Annotated in this window: 23 protein-coding genes and 2 tRNA genes; 13 read left to right on the top strand and 12 right to left on the bottom strand. The window is 39.2% G+C overall.

Translation table 11 applies throughout. The features are described 5' to 3' along the window. Positions 1–49: 49 nt before the first annotated feature. A complete protein-coding gene (locus RMA95_RS06230; protein WP_191001011.1) occupies positions 50–622 on the top strand; it encodes a hypothetical protein in 573 nt (190 codons plus the stop codon). A 65-nt stretch (positions 623–687) separates the two neighbouring features. On the opposite strand, the gene RMA95_RS06225 is transcribed toward RMA95_RS06230, so the two are convergent. Then, positions 688–777, bottom strand: a tRNA-Ser gene (locus RMA95_RS06225). A 118-nt stretch (positions 778–895) separates the two neighbouring features. Between RMA95_RS06225 and RMA95_RS06220 the strand changes: the two genes are divergently transcribed. Continuing rightward, positions 896–2,773 carry a potassium transporter Kup gene (locus RMA95_RS06220; protein ID WP_004705082.1) on the top strand — a complete coding sequence of 626 codons (1,878 nt, stop codon included), beginning with the start codon at positions 896–898 and terminating at the stop codon, positions 2,771–2,773. 55 nt (positions 2,774–2,828) lie between these two features. On the opposite strand, the gene RMA95_RS06215 is transcribed toward RMA95_RS06220, so the two are convergent. Next, positions 2,829–3,248, bottom strand: a complete 420-nt coding sequence (locus RMA95_RS06215; RefSeq protein ID WP_004705086.1) for a hypothetical protein — start codon at positions 3,246–3,248, stop codon at positions 2,829–2,831. Between the two features lie 255 nt (positions 3,249–3,503). On the opposite strand from RMA95_RS06215, the gene RMA95_RS06210 reads away from it, so the two are divergent. From RMA95_RS06210 to RMA95_RS06200, 3 genes are all read left to right on the top strand, one after another. Beyond that, on the top strand, positions 3,504–4,586 hold the full coding sequence (locus RMA95_RS06210) for a DNA/RNA non-specific endonuclease (RefSeq protein ID WP_311069904.1): 1,083 nt from the start codon (positions 3,504–3,506) through the stop codon (positions 4,584–4,586). 98 nt (positions 4,587–4,684) lie between these two features. Then, positions 4,685–5,284, top strand: coding sequence for a LysE family translocator (locus RMA95_RS06205; RefSeq protein ID WP_311069903.1), 600 nt, complete (start codon positions 4,685–4,687; stop codon positions 5,282–5,284). Positions 5,285–5,329: 45 nt separating this feature from the next. After that, positions 5,330–5,572, top strand: coding sequence for a hypothetical protein (locus tag RMA95_RS06200; RefSeq protein ID WP_000476056.1), 243 nt, complete (start codon positions 5,330–5,332; stop codon positions 5,570–5,572). A gap of 40 nt (positions 5,573–5,612) precedes the next feature. Here the strand turns inward: RMA95_RS06200 and RMA95_RS06195 are convergent, their stop codons facing one another. The 3 genes from RMA95_RS06195 to RMA95_RS06185 form a co-directional block, all read right to left on the bottom strand. Then, positions 5,613–5,747, bottom strand: coding sequence for a hypothetical protein (locus RMA95_RS06195; RefSeq protein WP_206216715.1), 135 nt, complete (start codon positions 5,745–5,747; stop codon positions 5,613–5,615). Between the two features lie 41 nt (positions 5,748–5,788). Next, the gene (aqpZ, locus tag RMA95_RS06190; protein ID WP_206216714.1) at positions 5,789–6,478 is read right to left on the bottom strand and encodes an aquaporin Z; all 690 of its coding nucleotides are present in this window, start codon (positions 6,476–6,478) and stop codon (positions 5,789–5,791) included. A 132-nt stretch (positions 6,479–6,610) separates the two neighbouring features. Further along, positions 6,611–7,615 carry an AraC family transcriptional regulator gene (locus RMA95_RS06185; RefSeq protein ID WP_107973509.1) on the bottom strand — a complete coding sequence of 335 codons (1,005 nt, stop codon included), beginning with the start codon at positions 7,613–7,615 and terminating at the stop codon, positions 6,611–6,613. 109 nt (positions 7,616–7,724) lie between these two features. Here RMA95_RS06185 and RMA95_RS06180 point away from each other — a divergent pair, with 109 nt between their 5' ends. Continuing rightward, positions 7,725–8,363, top strand: coding sequence for a hypothetical protein (locus RMA95_RS06180; protein WP_311069902.1), 639 nt, complete (start codon positions 7,725–7,727; stop codon positions 8,361–8,363). Between the two features lie 41 nt (positions 8,364–8,404). On the opposite strand, the gene hisF is transcribed toward RMA95_RS06180, so the two are convergent. Then, positions 8,405–9,163: an imidazole glycerol phosphate synthase subunit HisF gene (hisF, locus tag RMA95_RS06175; RefSeq protein ID WP_000880078.1), complete on the bottom strand. Its 759-nt coding sequence runs from the start codon at positions 9,161–9,163 to the stop codon at positions 8,405–8,407. A gap of 112 nt (positions 9,164–9,275) precedes the next feature. On the opposite strand from hisF, the gene RMA95_RS06170 reads away from it, so the two are divergent. Genes RMA95_RS06170 through RMA95_RS06160 form a run of 3 tightly spaced genes read left to right on the top strand, consistent with a single transcriptional unit; the run spans position 9,276 to position 11,299 of the window. Then, positions 9,276–10,226 carry a homoserine kinase gene (locus tag RMA95_RS06170; protein ID WP_263614764.1) on the top strand — a complete coding sequence of 317 codons (951 nt, stop codon included), beginning with the start codon at positions 9,276–9,278 and terminating at the stop codon, positions 10,224–10,226. Positions 10,227–10,237: 11 nt separating this feature from the next. Then, positions 10,238–10,867, top strand: a complete 630-nt coding sequence (locus RMA95_RS06165; RefSeq protein WP_151741159.1) for a DUF1294 domain-containing protein — start codon at positions 10,238–10,240, stop codon at positions 10,865–10,867. 36 nt (positions 10,868–10,903) lie between these two features. Beyond that, a complete protein-coding gene (locus RMA95_RS06160; protein WP_311069901.1) occupies positions 10,904–11,299 on the top strand; it encodes a hypothetical protein in 396 nt (131 codons plus the stop codon). Between the two features lie 35 nt (positions 11,300–11,334). Here RMA95_RS06160 and RMA95_RS06155 read toward each other — a convergent pair whose 3' ends face one another. Next, positions 11,335–12,237 (bottom strand): DMT family transporter, encoded by a 903-nt coding sequence (locus RMA95_RS06155; RefSeq protein WP_311069900.1) that lies wholly within the window; start codon positions 12,235–12,237, stop codon positions 11,335–11,337. 99 nt (positions 12,238–12,336) lie between these two features. Between RMA95_RS06155 and RMA95_RS06150 the strand changes: the two genes are divergently transcribed. Both RMA95_RS06150 and RMA95_RS06145 read left to right on the top strand, forming a co-directional pair. Then, positions 12,337–12,888 (top strand): XRE family transcriptional regulator, encoded by a 552-nt coding sequence (locus tag RMA95_RS06150; RefSeq protein ID WP_311069899.1) that lies wholly within the window; start codon positions 12,337–12,339, stop codon positions 12,886–12,888. Between the two features lie 183 nt (positions 12,889–13,071). Next, on the top strand, positions 13,072–14,763 hold the full coding sequence (locus RMA95_RS06145; RefSeq protein WP_311069898.1) for an ABC transporter ATP-binding protein: 1,692 nt from the start codon (positions 13,072–13,074) through the stop codon (positions 14,761–14,763). 56 nt (positions 14,764–14,819) lie between these two features. Here RMA95_RS06145 and hisA read toward each other — a convergent pair whose 3' ends face one another. From hisA to hisB, 5 genes are all read right to left on the bottom strand, one after another. Continuing rightward, complete coding sequence (gene hisA, locus RMA95_RS06140) at positions 14,820–15,551, bottom strand: 1-(5-phosphoribosyl)-5-[(5-phosphoribosylamino)methylideneamino]imidazole-4-carboxamide isomerase (protein WP_002052186.1); 732 nt, start codon at positions 15,549–15,551, stop codon at positions 14,820–14,822. A gap of 94 nt (positions 15,552–15,645) precedes the next feature. Continuing rightward, positions 15,646–16,287 (bottom strand): 3'-5' exonuclease, encoded by a 642-nt coding sequence (locus RMA95_RS06135; protein WP_233930287.1) that lies wholly within the window; start codon positions 16,285–16,287, stop codon positions 15,646–15,648. Between the two features lie 86 nt (positions 16,288–16,373). After that, positions 16,374–16,922, bottom strand: coding sequence for a DUF805 domain-containing protein (locus RMA95_RS06130; RefSeq protein WP_311069897.1), 549 nt, complete (start codon positions 16,920–16,922; stop codon positions 16,374–16,376). Between the two features lie 152 nt (positions 16,923–17,074). Next, complete coding sequence (hisH, locus tag RMA95_RS06125; protein WP_006581041.1) at positions 17,075–17,692, bottom strand: imidazole glycerol phosphate synthase subunit HisH; 618 nt, start codon at positions 17,690–17,692, stop codon at positions 17,075–17,077. Then, on the bottom strand, positions 17,692–18,285 hold the full coding sequence (gene hisB / locus RMA95_RS06120) for an imidazoleglycerol-phosphate dehydratase HisB (protein WP_000194096.1): 594 nt from the start codon (positions 18,283–18,285) through the stop codon (positions 17,692–17,694). Before hisB ends, hisH begins: the two co-directional genes overlap by 1 nt. Before the next feature lie 102 nt (positions 18,286–18,387). Between hisB and RMA95_RS06115 the strand changes: the two genes are divergently transcribed. Then, a complete protein-coding gene (locus RMA95_RS06115) occupies positions 18,388–18,771 on the top strand; it encodes a GNAT family N-acetyltransferase (RefSeq protein ID WP_311069896.1) in 384 nt (127 codons plus the stop codon). 105 nt (positions 18,772–18,876) lie between these two features. Next, positions 18,877–18,952: transfer RNA gene (locus RMA95_RS06110), tRNA-Phe, on the top strand. Positions 18,953–19,131: the final 179 nt, after the last annotated feature.

Here is a 19,131-nt window from a genome sequence, read left to right as displayed (position 1 = left end):
AATTCGAGATAACCAATTTTTATTTTTTAAAACTCATGAGATTCAAAATATGAAAAAACTACTCAGTTTAAGTGCATTAGTATTAGTAACTACATTAACAGGGTGCGCGATCAATTTACCTTTTAATAACCGTCTAAACTATACGTCTGTTTCAGAATTATCAGCTCTGCCTAAAGTGCAAGATACTGTGCATATTAAATGGAATCCGGATACTTTCCCTCAACGTATTGATATTCAAGGGGCAGATGGTTTTGTAGGGAGTGCTTCTCGAACACGTATTCCTACAGGCGTAGCTCTATCGAGTCGTATAGAAGAAGCGATTGCTCAGATAGCAAAACTATCACCAAATGGAAGCCCATTAACGATTACGGTTGAAAATGCTAAATCTGGCTTTGAATACTCAGCTGGTATGTTCAATATTACTCCTGCAATTGATGTGGCAAATGTAACTTTAGTTGCTACATTTGAATATAAAGGTCAGAAATGGACGAATACATTTAACTCTAAGTTAAAGGATCCAAAAATTGGTGGTACTTCACAAACAGCTTTATTAGATAAAGCGTGGGATGATATTGCTGTACAAGTCGCTAAGGATGTTTCTAAGCATCTAGGTAATAACTAATCTTTTAATTTTTATTAAAAATAAAAAAGACCTAAATCAAAACGATTAGGTCTTTTTTTGAATTCTGGCGGTGAGAGAGGGATTCGAACCCTCGATACGCGCAAACGTATACACACTTTCCAGGCGTGCTCCTTAAGCCACTCGGACACCTCACCAAGGCGTGCGATAGTAACTAAAAAATTAGGTTCTGCCAAGATTTAAGACGAGCATTACAGAAAAAAAATAATAGAGGTGATAAGATTGCGCTAAAAATCTTATTGGTTTAATTACACAATGCAAAATACGGCCAAAAAAGCGACCTTGCCTGCCACGGCTTTGGCAGCTCTTGGGGTGGTCTTTGGAGACATCGGAACGAGTCCGCTCTATGCCTTGAAAGAGTCCTTCCATGCTGCCCATGGTTTGGGAATTCAGCCTGAAAACGTATTAGGAATTTTATCCATTATTTTTTGGTGCTTAATGCTGATTATCAGCATCAAGTATGTCGCAATTGTCATGCGTGCAGACAACAATGGCGAAGGCGGTATCATGGCCTTACTCGCATTGAATTTGCGTAAAGCAAAAATTGCCGACAACAAAAAAATCTACATGATTGCCATTGGCTTTATTGGGGCATCACTGTTCTTTGGTGACGGTATTATTACCCCAGCAATTTCGGTATTGTCTGCGGTCGAAGGGTTGTCTATTGCAACCAACGTTTTTGACCCGTTCATTATGCCGATTGCAATTGCCATTATCATTACACTGTTTTTAGTGCAAAAACATGGTACTGCGTTTGTAGGCAAGTTCTTTGGTCCAATTACGCTTGTGTGGTTCATCTCTTTAGGCGCATTAGGCCTTCATAGCGTTATTCAAACACCAATTGTACTCGGCATGTTTAGCCCGCATTGGGCAATTCAGTTTATCTATCATCATCCAGTCATGACCTTTTTTGTGATGGGTGCTGTGGTGTTAACCGTGACAGGTGGTGAAGCACTTTATGCCGACATGGGACATTTTGGACCAGTTCCGATTCGTCTTGCGTGGTTCTTTGTGGTGTTGCCATGCTTGGTTTTAAACTATGCAGGACAGGGCGCATTGTTACTTCGTGACCCTGCGGCAATTGAAAACCCATTCTATTTACTGGTTCCTCAGTGGGCACTTTACCCAATGATTATTATGGCGACTATGGCAACAGTGATTGCCTCTCAAGCTGTAATTTCAGGGGTATTTTCTCTTGCTCGCCAAGCGATTCAATTGGGTTATTTACCACGTTTAAGTATTAAACATACCTCTGAGTCTGAAGAAGGTCAGATCTATGTACCGTTCTTAAACTGGTTACTTTTAATCGCAATTATTATCTTAATTTTGATTTTCAAAACCAGCTCAAACTTGGCAAGTGCTTATGGTTTAGCAGTGACCTTAACCATGCTCTGTGACACGATTTTGGTTTCCATCTTTATCTACTCAGCTTGGAAATGGAGCTGGCCAAAAGTGGTGTTACTGATTATTCCATTCTTTATTTTAGAGTCGGTTTTAGTCGCAGCAACCTCACTTAAAGTGTTGTCAGGTGGTTGGGTGCCGTTACTCATTGGTGGTATAGCAGTCACTATCTTAATGACATGGAAACGTGGTCGTGAGCTTACCTTTGCTAAACTCGAACATGACACATTGTCTTTAGACTTGTTTGTGAAAAGTATTGGTAATAGCGTGCACTGGGTACCGGGTGATGCCGTGTTTATGACAGGTACACCAAACGTTGTACCGCATGCTATGTTGCATAACATCAAGCACAACAAAGTACTGCATCAGCGTAATATTCTGGTCACTGTGGTAATTGAAGATGTGCCGTTCGTGGCACCAGAAGAGCGTATTACGACAGAAGCTTTAGCTGAACATTTCTACCGTATTAAAATTTTCTACGGCTTTAAAGATGAAATGAATGTGCCAAAAGCACTCATGAAAGCTTATGAGCAGTTAGGTCTTGAATACGACTTAATGCATATCAGCTTCTTTATTTCGCGCGATCGTATTGTTCACTCGGTGGGTGATGGTATGTCGCCGTGGAGAGAAAAGCTGTTTATTTCGATGCAGCGTAACACCAGTCCGGTGAGTGACTTCTACCAAATTCCAACCAACCGTGTGGTGGAGTTAGGTAGTCAAATCGAAATATAAAATTTGATGTAATAAAAAAACCAAGACATATGTCTTGGTTTTTTTATGGCTCCGATTATTGAGCTTGTGCCATTGGTGCATCTGCTGGTAAAGCACCATCTTTTGCCATTGGGTCCGCAGACTGGTTTGGGTCGGCTGGTGGCGGTGGAGTATTTGGGTCTTGTGGCGCTGGAGCAGCCATATCACCGCCCGCTGGAGGTGCTGGTGGTGCATCTGCTGGAGGAGCAGGAGGTACATCAGCTGGAATAGGAGCACCCGTAGGGGCTGCACCTGTTGGCGGAGCAGAAACAGGTTGTACTTTCCCACTATTCACTAAATCACTAATAGAGCCAGGCTGGCCATTGACGGTTGTAGTGACTTTTACTTTAGACAAACTTTCTAAAGTTTCACCTGGTTGGACCGCAGGTTCAGCTAGGGCTGCCATACTGCACAGTCCAGCAATTACGCCAATACCAATAATCTTTGAATGGATCATTAAATGGACTCCGTTTATATTTTTATCCAAATTTGTGGAGCTAACCATGTCATAAGGCATGAGGGCTTTTCAATGAAAGATACGCAATTAACCCAATTCAATAGTGAAAGTTCCTCACAATCCCAACAGATTGTTACGTAAGGGGAAATGGAGTTACAAAAAAGATGACCATGTTTTAACCATTTGAAAGATAAGCGATATACTTAAAAAAGCAGGATTGTTAAGCTGCGTGTGGACAGTGGTATTGATAGAAACATGGCAAGCAAAAAAAGTAGTTCAGGCATCTTCGGTGATTTTTCTTTAAGTGAGCATTTTGGCAAAATTGTACTTGCCGGAGTGGCAGCAGGAAGCTTTGCCATCGCTTTTGGCGGTGAAAAAATTTCACAATGGTTTTCGCCTTTAAGTACTAACTCGACTTGTCTAAATCAGTTTTATCGTGAAGTTCCACCTGCCCTAAATAAAGAAAGTTTAAAAAAAGACAGTTATGCGCTGTGTTTTAATAGCTTCAATGTTCTGTACTCGGGTATGTCTAAAACGCCGTTATGGTCAGCTGAATATCTAAGTCCAGAACGTTTAAGCACTAAAATTAAACGTGAAGATAATTTCCACGAAGAAACACGTGTTCCAGAGCGTCACCGTTCATTGTTAAGCGATTATCGTGGCTCAGGCTATGACCGTGGGCACATGTCTCCAAATGGTGATATGCCAACTAAAGACTCGCAGTACGATAGCTTCTCGCTCAGTAATATGGTTCCGCAGGCCCCTAAAAATAATCAGGAAGTTTGGCGTAAGCTTGAAGACGCTACACGTGCTGTTGTTACTAAGCAAAAGCAAGATGCCTATATCGTGACGGGACCAATTTTTGAAGGTCAACGACTCAAAACGATTGGGCGTGGTGTTATTGTTCCAAGCGCCGTATATAAAGCTGTTTATTATCCTAAAACGGGTGCAATTGGCGCTTACTATGCACCAAATAACAACTCGCAGCAGGTTAAGGTCGTGAGTGTTTGTTATTTGGAAGAAAAGTTAGGAATTAACTTATTTCCTCAACTTACCGAACAACAAAAACGTAATGTTTATCGTCTGCCATTAACATCTAGCCAAGTTAAGCCAAATCAGAAATTAGATTATTTGCACTGGGATGGAGAAAGCCAGTGTGAACAAGATTTAACTAAAGATCAGATTCACGCATTACAAGATCAGTTTAAAAAGCAAAAAAGTACGTCTTCTGAACCTATGGAATCAAAAGTTCCAAGTATTGATGAAGAAACTAGAAAGGCGATTGTGAAACAATTAGTAGAAGCCTTGGTGAACTATTTCTTGCAAATCATTAAATAACTCGCATGTAAACATTGTTGCACAGTTCTTATTCAATACAATAAGATGAGCATACAGATCTGTCTGTTTATCCATTTATTCGAATAAGGACAATAACAATGTTTGCCTCGATGTTTCTTTTTTCTTTTGCTATGTCTATTACCCCGGGTCCTGTCAATACCGTCATTTTATCGACCAGCTTAAATCATGGTTTAAAAAGATCAGTTCCGTATATTTCAGGCGCTACCATTGGTTTTACTTTGCTTTTGATTTTTATGGCGTTTGGCCTGCAAAGTGTATTAACTCAATTTCCAGTTGTCTTAAAAATTCTTGCGATTTGTGGAACGCTCTTTGTTTGTTATATCGGGATTAAAATTATTCTTTCTGCTGCAAATATTTCTATTTCCAGTGTTCCTGTAGAACAGATGATTATTCCCAATTTTAAAGATGGGTTCTTGCTACAGTGGCTGAACCCTAAAGCATGGTTAGCCTGTGTATCGGGTATTACCATGTTTACCAGTATTGAAAACCCGCAGGCATTACCAGTCTTTATTGTTATTTATTTTTTCACCTGTTATGTATGTTTGTTCTTTTGGGGATTCTGCGGTGATAAATTTTCAGTGGTGCTCAACCAAGGCAACCGTTTGAAATATTTTAATATCTTGATGGGCGCTTTTTTAATTTTATCGGCACTTTTAATTTTGATTGATTTTTTTTAAATTGATCGTATTACACTGTGAAGATATAACAACGAGACCACACTTATGTTTAAGCCATTTGAAAAGGGTACAGAGTCTTCTTCAATTGAAGATTTAACATTAGAAAATGATGTCGATTGCGTGAGCATTTATGGTAATTTGCAAATTACTAAAGACAAAGTCGGGTTAGAGCAAGCAAAGGCCTTACAGAGCTTTTTAAACGATGTGGTTGCAGCTTTGGAAAAAGAAGAATTGCCTGAGAAAATTGAACGACCAGCTGAACAAGAAGTGAATAATCCGTTTTTATAATTTATGTATGCTATACATGATATTTAGCATGATCATGCTGTCATACAGTCTTTAATACCACGTTGAATTTTATTGAATGTGTATAGACATTTTTTACTTTTGAAAGCCCAAAAGTAAACAAAAGGCTTTGTTGATCAGAGGGTACATCCATGTACCCCTGCTCAACAGGTGACATCCATGTCACCCTCCGCGATAGTAGATTGAGTCTAAGAAAAGTTAATCCTTGTCTCCAGCAACTACCTTATAAATAATCGCACCAATCACAGCACCTAAAATCGGCGCTACCCAGAACAACCACAACTGACTTAAAGCACCAGTTTGAGCAAAGAATGCAACACCTGTACTACGTGCAGGATTCACAGAAGTATTTGTAACAGGAATACTGATTAAGTGAATAAGCGTTAATGCAAGACCAATCGCAATAGGTGCAAAACCAGCAGGTGCACGACCATGTGTTGATCCTAAAATAATGATTAAGAAGAACGCAGTAAGTACCACTTCAATAATAAAAGCAGAACCTAGACCAAATTTATTTGGTGATAAATCACCAAAACCATTTGACGCAAAACCGCCCACACCAGTAAAGCCAGCTTGACCTTGAGCGATAATATAGAGAACAAATGCAGCAGCAGTTGCACCAACCACTTGTGCAACAATGTAAGGAATTAAATCTTTAATATCGAAACGGCCGCCGACCCAAAGACCGACACTGACCGCGGGGTTAAAATGTCCACCAGAAATATGCCCTAAAGCATAAGCACCAGTGAGTACGGTTAAACCAAAGGCAAGGGCTACACCTGCAAAGCCAATACCAAGTTCAGGGAAAGCTGCGGCTAATACAGCGCTACCACAACCACCAAAGACTAGCCAAAACGTACCTAAGAATTCAGCAAAATATTTATTCATTGTGATTACTCATCTATTGATCTATTTTTTAATTAGTGTGAAATATGTCACAAAAAATTAAGCATGTGACTATATGAAATTTTTGTTTTCAGTGTTGTTTTAATCAAGAAAAGATTTGTAAGTTTTGGTTGGTTATTCTTTGTCTAAAAAATGATCTCTCCATTGTTGTGGTGTTTGATTGGTCCAATGTTTAAAAGCTCTTTGAAAAGCACTTTGTTCTGAGTAGCAAAGCAAAAGGGCAATTTCTTGTAAACTTAAATGCGGGTCTTTTAAATACTCAGTTGCCAGCATAAAGCGCACTTGCTGTACACGTTCCTGAAAGGTGGTGTTTTGTTGTTGTAAATGGCGTTGGAGCTGCCGAACTGAAAGTCCTAACTGTGTTGCAATATATTCAATTTGATATTGATCCTTTTGTAAGCCAGTTAAAATTGAATGCTGTAAGCGCTGATCGAGTTGGGTTGAATTTGGTAATTGCTCTAATAGCGCTTGTGCTTGCTGAACCAATAGCTGCTGTAATGTATGGTCGGCGCTGCTAAGAGGCTTATGAATTTCTGTAATTGGAATGAGTAACTCAGTACGCGGCTGGCTAAAACGAACAGGGCATTGAAAGTACTGCTCGTACACCCTGATATTTTTAGGGGTAGTATTTAAAAAACGTACCTCATGTAAATGTACATCTTCATGAGACATAAAAAGACGTAAGAACTGAATGACTAGCGCAATCGCGATTTCATCGGTCAGCTGAGTCGGGTGTAGCTCAGTCGCTTCCCAACGAATAGAAGCATATTGTTCATATAGCTCAACCACTAAAGGGCTTCCGTCGTAAATTAGGCGGTGAAAGTCATGATAACGAATTAAGGCTTCCCCTAAGTTATCGCAAGAGAGTGCAAGGTAGGCAATAATGCCTAAGTGTTTGGGTTGTACATATTTGGCAATTTCTAGGCCTAAACCGGGCTTCGGGTCGAGTTTATAAATCACTTCTAATAAGTCACGCCAAACCACATAGTCAAAGCGTTCCAGATTCTGAATGTGTTCTAATTGTTCAGGAATCACTAACTCATTTGCTTCACAATAAGCTTTTAATAGATGTCCCAGTCCTCCATACACTGAACCTGTGTAATTTTTTAGTTGTGGCATCCGTGACCACCTCTTTCTTGTCGTGATTTGTCAATGAAACCATAAATTCTGGTCAATACCTAGCATAACGAATTTTATATGCTGAATAAAAAGAAAAAGGAGTAAGGCGATGTTAAAAGGGTTTATTGCCGGAATTGCGGTTGCAAATGCATTTGAATGGGTGGCACACAAATATATTTTGCATGGTGTGCACCGTGCTGGACAACCGCGCTATAGCCCAGTGCCCAGAAGCATGGAGTCACACTGGGCACATCATCGTGAAGTACGCAAACAGCAATTTCATGATGATTGCTATGTGGAAGGCGTTGGCAACTGGCGAACTAAAAATGAGTTAATTTCGCTTGCTGTAGTCGCAACAGTCTCAAGTGCAATGTTTTACCCGTTTTCAAAAGGCATGGCACTCGCGGCTTGGTACAGTGCTGGTAATTATTATTATATTCATCGCCGTGCACATTTAGAGCCTGACTGGGCTAAGCGTAAAATTCCGTGGCATTACGATCACCACATGAACTCTAATCAAGATGCTAATTGGTGTGTGACTAAGCCTTGGTTTGATTACGTGATGGGAACACGTGTGGTGTCTTCGGCAGATTTAAAAGAACAAAATCCTTTGGGTATACGATTACCGATTGCACTTGCTAGACCACTATGCCAAGCAGTAGAGAAAATTTTTCCTGCAAAATGGGTTGAGAAAAAAGAAAAGCCTCAACTTGTTAGCGACATAAATTCGGTCGATGGTGCTGCATAAAAAATTAAAGGGGCATATTGCCCCTTTAAATATCAATAAGCTTACAAGCGCATTTCGATGCCTTGTTCAGCTAAATATTGTTTAGCCTCTGGAATCGTATATTGACCAAAGTGGAAAATACTTGCAGCCAATACGGCATCTGCACCACCTTGTAAAATACCATCTGCAAGATGTTGTAAGTTACCTACACCGCCTGAAGCAATCGTTGGAATGGTAACGCGGTCATTAATAGCACGCATTAACGCAATATCGTAACCTGCTTTAGTACCGTCAGCGTCCATACTCGTAATAAGTAACTCACCCGCACCGTAGTCAGCCATTTTCACAGCCCATTCAATGGCATCAATACCCGTTGGTTTACGACCACCGTGAGTAAAGATTTCCCATTTGTTGTCACCAGTTTTTTTGGCATCAATCGCAACCACAATACATTGCGCGCCAAAGTGCTGAGAAGCTTCTTGAACAAATTCTGGGTTAAATACGGCAGCCGAGTTAATACTCACTTTGTCTGCACCTGCATTTAATAACGCACGAATATCTTCAACCTTACGTACACCACCACCAACCGTTAATGGCACAAATACAGTCTCGGCCATACGTTCAACAGTACGGTAAGTAGTGTCGCGTCCATGATGTGTAGCGGTAATGTCTAAGAAAGTAATTTCGTCTGCACCTTGTTCGTTATAGCGACGTGCCACTTCAACAGGGTCGCCTGCATCACGAATATCGAGGAATTGAACGCCTTTAACTACGCGTCCGTTATCAACGTCTAGGCAAGGAATAATACGTTTAGCAAGCATAGCTTTTTCCAAAAATAATCGCCGTTGGTGAAAGTTCCTACACAGGCGCTACACCTTCATGGAGGGAAGAGGTATTCTATCAAACTTCACAGATGTTTTTTGCAGGTTTTCCATGTCGGTTTATACCCCGTTGAGTTTAGATGAAGTTCGCACCTTTGCTGCACCTTATGGATTAGAGGTGTTGGAGCTGAACCCAATTCAGGGAGGTATTCAAAACACCAATTATTTTTTGGTTGATGTAAACCGCAAACAGTATGTACTTACCGTGTTTGAAGAGTTAGATGCACAGGGGGCAGGTGAACTTATTCCTGTACTTGAACAATTGGGGACTCATGATGTACCCGTTGCTGTACCGTTAAAACATAGCGGGCAAGCGGTTCACGTGATTGCAGAAAAGCCTGCACAGATTGCACCACGTCTCATGGGTCACCATCCCATGCAAACCACAGTAGCACAAGTTGCAGCAATTGCAGATGCACAGGCGAAACTGCATGTGGCTTTACAAGACTTTCCGCTTGAACGTGAATATAGACGCGATCATCAATACTGGACAGGTGTTGCAGAGCAGCTTAAGCCAAATATGACTCAAGAAGATCAAGCTTTACTTGAGCAGGTCTATCAAGCTTTTAATACTAAAACAGTGCAGTATTCAAATCGACCAACAGGTTTTATTCATTCAGATTTGTTCCGCGACAATACATTGTTTGAAGGTGATCAATTACAAGGTATTTTAGATTTTTACGAGTTAAATCAAGATGAATTGCTGTTTGATATTGCGATTACCATCAATGATTTTTGTACCGAATATCCAGCAGCACATTTAAACTCAGACAAAGTGGCAGCTTACTTATCGGCATACCAAAAAGTTCGTGTGCTTACTTCAGATGAACTGGAATGTTTAGATGTATTCTTGGCAATGGCAGCATGCCGTTTTTGGTCAATGCGTTTGCAAGTTGCTCAAAAAAATAAAGAAGAAGGACGTACAGGCGACGACATTTTGCAAAAAGACCCGCAGGAAATGCGAGCAATTATGCAAGACCGTTTAAGTCATGTAAAAGCATAAAAGGAATAAAGATGCGAGATCAGGGGCGTTTAGTCGAATGGTTCGACGAAAAAGGTTATGGCTTTATTCAGCCGGACGATGCTGAAAAAGAGCGAGTCTTTTTGCATATCAAAGATTTTGCACGCCCCGGACCTCGGCCAATTATTGGTTGTGCACTAGAGTATTTAGTCATTTTAGATGAGCGAGGTCGCTTCCGTGCCCAGCAAGTCACCTATTTAAAAGCATCACAAACGCGTAAAGCTTCAAAGTCAGCAAAAACTGAATCTTCATTTCAGGCAAAACCATGGTCTGCCATGCAAATGGGCATCGTATTTTATTTTGTTCTAATGGGCATTATGAGTTTTATCCATGTTCTGCCAGCTTATACCTTATTGTTTATCTTAATGATGAATGGCTTAAGTTATTGGCTATATTCACAAGATAAAGAGGCTGCACAACTAGGTAATCGCCGTATTCCTGAACAGACTTTACATATTGTGAGCTTTTTAGGTGGTTGGCCAGCTGCATGGTGGGCACAACAAAAACTGAGACATAAAACACAAAAACAACCATTTCGTAAGATTTATTTTTGTACCATATTCCTTCATTTACTTTTGATTTTGTGGCTAATTTCTCCTTTAAACGTTTTGCGGGGATCATAAAAGTAAATTATTTTATTACACTTGAGAGGTATAAAAATGAATAGTTCTATCGACCAAGATCCAAATCGTACTTTAACACTTATTTTGTATGTACTTTATATTGTTGCCATTTTTACAGGCGGCTTACTTGCGATTATTGCTTTAATTATTAACTACGTAAAACGTTCTGATGTACAAGGTTCAATTTTTGCGAGCCACTTTACATGGCAAATCAGAACATTCTGGTGGTATCTCGCTTGGAATATTATTGCCTTTTTACCGTTTATTTTCTTGTTCTTTACAGGTGAAAATACCGATTTATTTGCAGGCGTTGCGATCTCTTCGACCGTATTCTGTGTAGGCGTGATTACAGCGGCATGGATCTGGATTGCATATCGTGCCATTCGCGGCTTGATTGCATTAAATGATAACCGCCCGATGTACCAACCTTAATCAATAAAAAAAAGAGAGCGTTAAGCTCTCTTTTTTTATTCTCGAATTCTTTTAGTTTTTTTAATGGGTAACTTAAGTTTTAACTCACTGACTAAAACGCCTAACACCACTAAAGCACCTCCGAAAAGGGCAATCAGTGGTAAACGCTCACCTGCGATTCGGCCAATAATCCCTGCCCAAACAGGCTCTCCTGCATAAATAATCGCAGCACGTGAAGGATCAACCATACGCTGAGCCCAGTTCATCACAAATTGAATCAGTGCGCTTGCTAAACCTAATGTAACAGCTGTAAGTACAAGCGGCCATGAAAATGCAGGAATCGTATGTTCGCCCACTACAGGCATAATAGTAAAAGAAAGTAGAGACGCGACAGCAAGTTGAATAATAGTCACACGGCGTAAATTTACCTTTCCAGCAAAGTAGCTAATGAAAATAATTTCTAAAGCAATCGCAACTGAGCCAAGTACTGTTAAAAGTTGTCCAAAATTTAAAGATATTTGCTCAAAACCATTACCTGTCAATAAAACAAGACCAGCAAAGGCCAAAGCTGCTCCCACCCAAGTCATGACATGTGGCGTCTTTCTAAAGATGAGCCACATTAAAATAGGAACAAGTGGAACATAAAGCGCCGTTAAGAAAGCTGACTCACTACTCGGAATGGTTTGCAGGCCAATCGTTTGAGTTCCATAACCGCCTACAATCACTACACCAATTGCAGTACCAGCACCTAAGTCTTTTAACGTAACGCCTTTCATACTCTTGAATGAAATAAGCAATAACGTTAGTGCTGCTACAGCAAAGCGGCAGCCTACAAAAAACATAGGTGATGTAAAATTCAGTGCATATTGCACTGTAAGAAATGTTCCGCCCCAAATCATAGTAATCAAAACGAGTGCTAACTGAGGGGCTTTGCTTGAACTCAAAGAAATTGGTGACATATTCAAATTTAGAAAGAATTGTGCAATATACTGCACATGTTGCGCTATTCTTCCATTTTGTGCAATATATTGCTCAAATTTTCTTTACTAACCTATTCTATGAGCCAGTCGAGTACCGTTTTACAGCACGTAGGCACAAATATCCGTTCCTTAAGAGATGAGCGTGGTTTAAGCCAACAGGACTTGGCAGATCAGGCAGGTGTAAGTAGACGAACGATTGCTGCTTTAGAAACAGGACAAGTCAATATCAGCTTGGCCAAACTCGACGCGATTGCGATAGTGTTGGGGGTAGACTTTAGAACGATTGTGAGCGCACCCGAGCATAAAGAACAAGCCTTGGTTAATGTACTTGCTTGGCAGGGTGAAAAAGAGGAAAGCAAAGCAACATTACTGGCTTCAGTTCCATCCCATAGCCAAGTTGAGCTTTGGACGTGGTCATTGGCAGTAGGGGAGTCTTATATTGCTGAAGCAGACCCAGAAGGGTGGCAAGAACTGATTTATGTATTAGAAGGTGAGCTAACGATACAATTTGCAGATAGCTCAAAAACTATAGCTGCTGGCTCTTCAATTATATATGCCAGTTCAGTAACTTATACGTATGTGAATAGCGGTAATCAAATACTTAAATTCATTCGTAATGTGGTGTATTAACTTTAAAATCTTTTTTAAAACTATATGAAGTATTCGGTTTTATATCTTGCATTTATCTTATTTAAAAAGTTGTAAGTTTAGTTTTAAACAAAAAACATGAAGAACAATAAATAAGACAAGTTATGATATTTCTTGTGTAATGAAATTATTTTTAAATCGTTTTAACAGAAAAAAGATAGAGAAATGAAGTTTTTATTAAGTTCGCAAGATATTCAGAACTATAAATTTATCTGGAATATTTCTAAAGAAAATTATAAGAAACAAAGAAGTAGTATGTTTCTTATGTTTTTATTAGTGGTATTTGCAGCATTTTTTACGACTTTATTACCATACTTGCTAAAAATTATTATCGATTATTCTGCACACGAATATAACTTTTTACTCAATATTCAACTCCCATTTAATTTTTTATATCTACTTGTACTTGCCTACGCGACCGCATGGTTAGTCAATGAGTTATGCCATTGGACGCAAAATATTTTTGGGGCTTATTTGATGGTCGATTTCAAAGGATCATTAATTTCTGCAGGCTTAAAAAATTATTTAAATCTTAAAAAAGATGCACAAGATCAAATCGAGGCTGGAACAGTAATGAATGATCTTGAAAGAGGAAGTACTGCTTTTGGTGAGATTAATTTAACGTTAACTTTTTATTTAGGACCAATTATTTTCCAATTGGTAATGATTTTTGCGGTTTTGTTTACGACCATTAGTTTACTTTTCAGTATTAGCTTTTTATTGGTCGCTATTATTATTTTTATCGTTTCCTTTTATATAAATAAAAGAAGTAGTTCACTATTCGATGCTATGTATGAAAAAGACAATTTAGTGAATAGTCATTTAATACATCAAATATCTAACTCCTATGAAATTAAAGTAAAAAATGCAGTGCCGTTTCAGTTATCGAAATTTAATGACACTCTAAATTTATATATCACAACTGCAAAAGATAGGAATAAGAAAATAGGATTATTGATGATTTCTCAGTTGTTTATGATCTTTCTATTCTTACTTATTTTTATGTTATTTACCGTATTTTTTTCAACTGATAAGCAATTGACAGCTGGGGCTTTCGTATTGATAAGTACTTATATTATTCAACTCACCAATCCATTTTTGGCTGTTTCGCAAAGTTTGATGCGGTTAAATGGTAACTTTGTGGCCTTAGCAAAATACCGACAGTATTTTAATCTCAAGAAAGAGCAATATACGTCGTCTACCATTAAACATTCCGAAGTCATATTTCAATTTATAAATGCCAAATTTTCGTTAGGAAAAAGAGCAGTAGACCATTTTAATTTAACAATTTTGGCTAATAAAACGTATGTCGTGATTGGTCAAACAGGGCTAGGTAAAACTTCTCTGATGAATTATTTAATGGGGGTATATCAGATTCAGTCAGGGCAGCTTTTTTATAAAAATATCGATATTAGTCATAATTTTTCTAAGCATATTTTTGATGAAGTGGTATATGTTGCCCAGCAACCTGTAATTTTTCCTTATTCTTTAAGAGATAATTTGGTTTATAACTCTCAGTATCTATATGAAGATTCTTACTTATTTCAGATGCTTGAGCAGTTTAATTTATTGCATATTTTGAAAAAACATCAATTAACGCTCGATGATGATCTAACTGAAATTTATAAGAATTTTTCAGGAGGAGAAAAGCAAAGAATTTGTATTCTTCGAGGTCTTTTGGCTCGACCTCAACTCATAATCTTAGATGAACCGACAGCAGCTTTAGATGTAGGTACTGCAAAAAATATCCTTAAATATATTCAGCAGGTCGTTCCATCCGTAATTATGATTACGCATTCACCTTATGCAATGGAAATTGCAGATGAGGTGATTGATTTAGAAAAGTTATTAAATTAAAGATTATTAAGTAATAAAAAAGAGCCTAAACAGGCTCTTTTTTTACATCTTAAAAATTAAAGACGGTTTTCATCTAACAGAAGCTGAGCTTCACGAAGATTTAAAGTACCTTCATAAATTGCACGACCTGTGATTGCACCTAAAATGCCCGGTTTGCCTTTTAAGTTACGGACGTCATCAAGGTTAGTTACGCCACCTGAAGCAATCACTGGTAAGCCTGAGTATTGAGCCAAGTTTACAGTCTGCTCAACATTTACCCCTTGCATCATGCCGTCACGTGCAATGTCTGTATAAACAATGCTAGACACGCCTGCATCTGCAAAACGTTTTGCTAAATCAGTTGCTTTAACATCAGTAACGTTTGCCCAGCCGTCAGTTGCAACCATACCATTCATGGCATCAATACCAACAATGATGTGGCCAGCAAAGCGCTTACAAGCTTCTTCTACAAATTCAGGCTCTTGAACTGCTTTAGTACCAATAATGACAAAAGTCACACCAGCTTCTAAATAGTGTTCAATCGTTTCTAATGAGCGAATACCACCACCAATTTGAATTGGTAATTCTGGCTGAGCTTTAGCAATTGCTTCAACAACAGGTTTATGAATTGGAGTACCTGCGAAAGCGCCATTCAAATCAACCAAATGTAAACGACGTGCGCCTTCATTTACCCAATGCTGGGCAGTTGCAACTGGATCGTCAGAGAAAACGGTATCGTCTTCCATACGCCCTTGTTTTAAACGCACACATTTACCATCTTTCAGGTCAATTGCTGGAATGATTAGCATGCTTTCGCTCCTTGCTTCATCATGTTTATGAAATTGTGCACATCTTAGCAAAGTATTGATCAATCGCTAAGCCTTAGAAAAGACTTTTATAACTTTACGCGTGAAGTGCGGTTTGAATCGTTTGTGAAATGTGAGCTGGTAATAGGTTTTGTTTACGAAGCTCTAAAAACACTAGTAAGGCAGCATAGGCATCGGCAGAGGCATAACTGATTTGCTGTGGTGTAAGTGGCTTTTGTGCCCAATTTGATGTTCCGACTTTCTTTGACTTTGAAAGATACTGTCCAAACAACAGTGCTACGGCTTTTTGTACACCCATTTGCTGAGTAAAACCGAAGTGACTAAAACCTTTAGCAAGGTCAACGCAGCTTTCAAGCTCTATGCCTTTTTTATGAAAAATGTGCTTATCATTTTTAAGACCAAAGCCGGCTTTAATTTGCTGAGGGTTTGACAAAATAGGCTGCAAAAACTTTAAAGTCGATGAGTTTACATGAAATAAATAGGCTTTATGTTCAGTGGCAAGCTGAATCAGATGTGGACCTGTCGAAACTTCACCCACCCGAAAAGTCGGTTTAGATTCCGAATCAAATCCTAAAAAGGTTGCTGCTTTTAATTCTTCTTCAATAGTTTTGCATTGCTCAGTATTTTCAATCACCACAATATTTTGGTGGTTAAGATTTTTAAAAGGTGGAAGCTGCTGAATAGAGGCTTTATCAAGGAGGGAAGGGACTTCGGACATATTTAACAGCGTACAAATAAATTGAGCTATTAGCTTTATATATGAATAAAGCCTAGAGGACTAGGCTTTATACACGACTTTAAAAATTATTGAGACTGAGATGGCGACCCAATGATAACGCTTTCGCTTTTTTCAACATAGCCTTCATAGGTAGGAGCCATGATTGTGGCAACAATAGCAAAAATGACTGCAAGTGGAATAAGCGCAATATAAATCCAGCCTAAAACACGTTCCCAGCTTGGCGTTGGACGCTTCGGTCCATAATCATTAGGACCTTCTGTTCCTTTTGCACAGAATAAATAAATGGCAAGGCCAATATTCACGACTGGTACGAGCATGAGTAAAGATAACCAACCTGTATTATTACGGTCATGCAAACGGCGAATAGTAAATACGAAGCTAATATAAATACCGACGATATAGAGAACAGCAATAGAGACTAAGCCCGGCGCAGTAAAGCCTGGAGCGCCCTCATTTTGTGTAAGACCGAAAGTAAAAATAATAAGTAGAACAATAGCAGCGAGGGTTAGGGTAAATAGGAAGGTCCAAGCAGCATATGAGAGTCGTCCAAAACGACCATTCGCCTTAAAGGGTGAATCCTGCTGAAATGATTGATTTTCAAAAGGTGAATTCATTGTGTTTATCCTGATCATTTGGTTTTATTTAAAAGTATAAATATTCAATATTTTGTTGAATAAAATATCATTCTATAAATGATTGCTTATTATTATAAATAAAAAAAAAGATCAGGCCATCTAGACCTGATCTGTTTAAAGCTTTCGTGAAATTAAATATTCCATTCCACAAAGTTTTTAAGTAACTGTAAACCTGCAGTGTGACTTTTCTCTGGGTGGAATTGAGTCGCAAATAAATTATCTTTGTGAATTGCCGTACAGAAGTTCACGCCATATTCGCATGTTGCAGCCACAAGGTTTTCATCTTTAGGTTCAACATAGTAGCTGTGTACAAAGTAGAAGCGAGCATCTTGTTCAATGTTGTTCCACATTGGATGGCTTGGGTCCATTTGGTGAACTTGGTTCCAGCCCATATGTGGGACTTTTAAACCTTCCATTTGAGGGAAGTGTTTGACCACCCCTTCAAAAATGCCTAGTGCGTCTACACCGCCATTTTCTTCAGAGCTTTGTAGAAGCGCTTGCATGCCTACACAAATTGCAAGAACAGGTTTATTAAAAGCAGCGTTGCGTACGACTTCATCAATACCTGCTTCACGCATGCCTTGCATACAGTCACGCATTGCCCCCACACCTGGGAAAACAATTTTATCGGCTTGTGCAATTAATTTTGGGTCGTTAGTTACATCGACTGTAGCGCCTACATGCTCAAGTGCTTTAGCAGCTGAGTGTAGATTGCCCATGCCATAATCAAGTAACGCGATACGTGTCATTAGAGGCTACCTTTTGTCGATGCAATCGTGTTTTCAGCACGTGGATCAATTTCACATGCCATACGTAAAGCACGCGCTAGTGCTTTAAATACACTCTCGATTTGATGGTGGCTATTTTTACCCTTCAAGTTATCAATATGTAAGGTCATAAGCGCGTGGTTTACGAAACCTTGGAAAAACTCGGAAAATAAATCCACATCAAATGTACCGATACGTGCGCGAGTAAATGGAATATCCATAAATAAACCTGGACGACCAGATAAATCTACAACCACACGAGATAAAGCTTCGTCTAATGGTGCATAAAAATGACCATAACGACGTAAACCTTTTTTATCACCTAAAGCTTGTGCAAAAGCTTGTCCAAGCGTGATACCGCAGTCTTCTACGGTATGGTGATCGTCAATCTCAAGGTCTCCATCACAATGAATATCGATATCAAATAAGCCATGTCGCTTGATTTGATCAATCATATGGTCTAAAAATGGAACTCCGGTGTTTAGTGTGCCTTGACCAGTACCATCGAGATTTAAACGAACTCGAATTTTGGTTTCATTGGTATTTCTAACCACTTCACTGATACGTTGCGTCATGGACACGTTCCTCAAAAAACGTCAAAAATGATTGGATGTTAACGACAATTTCGCTGTGACGAATTCGTGACAGCATCATAGTTTGCTCAGGAGGGTTAATCAATGCCTATTACCGTACATGCTTATAGTTCTCTAGATAATTCAGAGATCCGCGATCAGCTTGAGCGACTGTATGATACAAGTCCGGAGTTTGGTGACGGGCACGATGCGATTGAACAACTTGAACAAGATTTACAACAGTATACCATGCTATACACTGCCGAATTTAACACCAAAATTATAGGTGCAATCTGGTGTTCAGGACAAGGCGAAAGCAAGGTACTTGAATATATTGTAGTGCACCCTGCGAACCGTGGTCGTGGGGTAGCTGAGCGCTTGGTAGAAGAAGCTTGTCGTATAGAAGAGTCAAAAGGCGTTAAAATTTTTGAGCCAGGCTGTGGGGCCATTCATCGCTGTTTAGCGCATATTGGTAAATTACATAGCTAAAATCCTATTTTTACTGTACTTGTGATTTAAAATTAAACACTTGTTACAAAAAATACGGAAGTTGCTTGACGTCTTCTTATAAACATTGTTTAATACGCCCACTTCGGCGTGATAGCTCAGTAGGTAGAGCAACGGATTGAAAATCCGTGTGTCCCCAGTTCGATCCTGGGTCTCGCCACCATTATTTGTGTTTTCAATCCCTGATCCCATCAGGGATTTTTTTTAAGTATAAAAAATACTCATTTAAATCAGAAACTCAGGATAATTGTTGACTATTGTTCTGAGATACGGCTTAATACAGGCCATCGGCGTGATAGCTCAGTAGGTAGAGCAACGGATTGAAAATCCGTGTGTCCCCAG

The organism is Acinetobacter sp. V110_1, assembly GCF_031798975.1.
Classification (GTDB): Bacteria; Pseudomonadota; Gammaproteobacteria; order Pseudomonadales; family Moraxellaceae; genus Acinetobacter; species Acinetobacter nosocomialis_A.
Note: the sequence above shows the minus strand (reverse complement) of the source record. Positions and strands in the feature narration are given on the sequence as shown.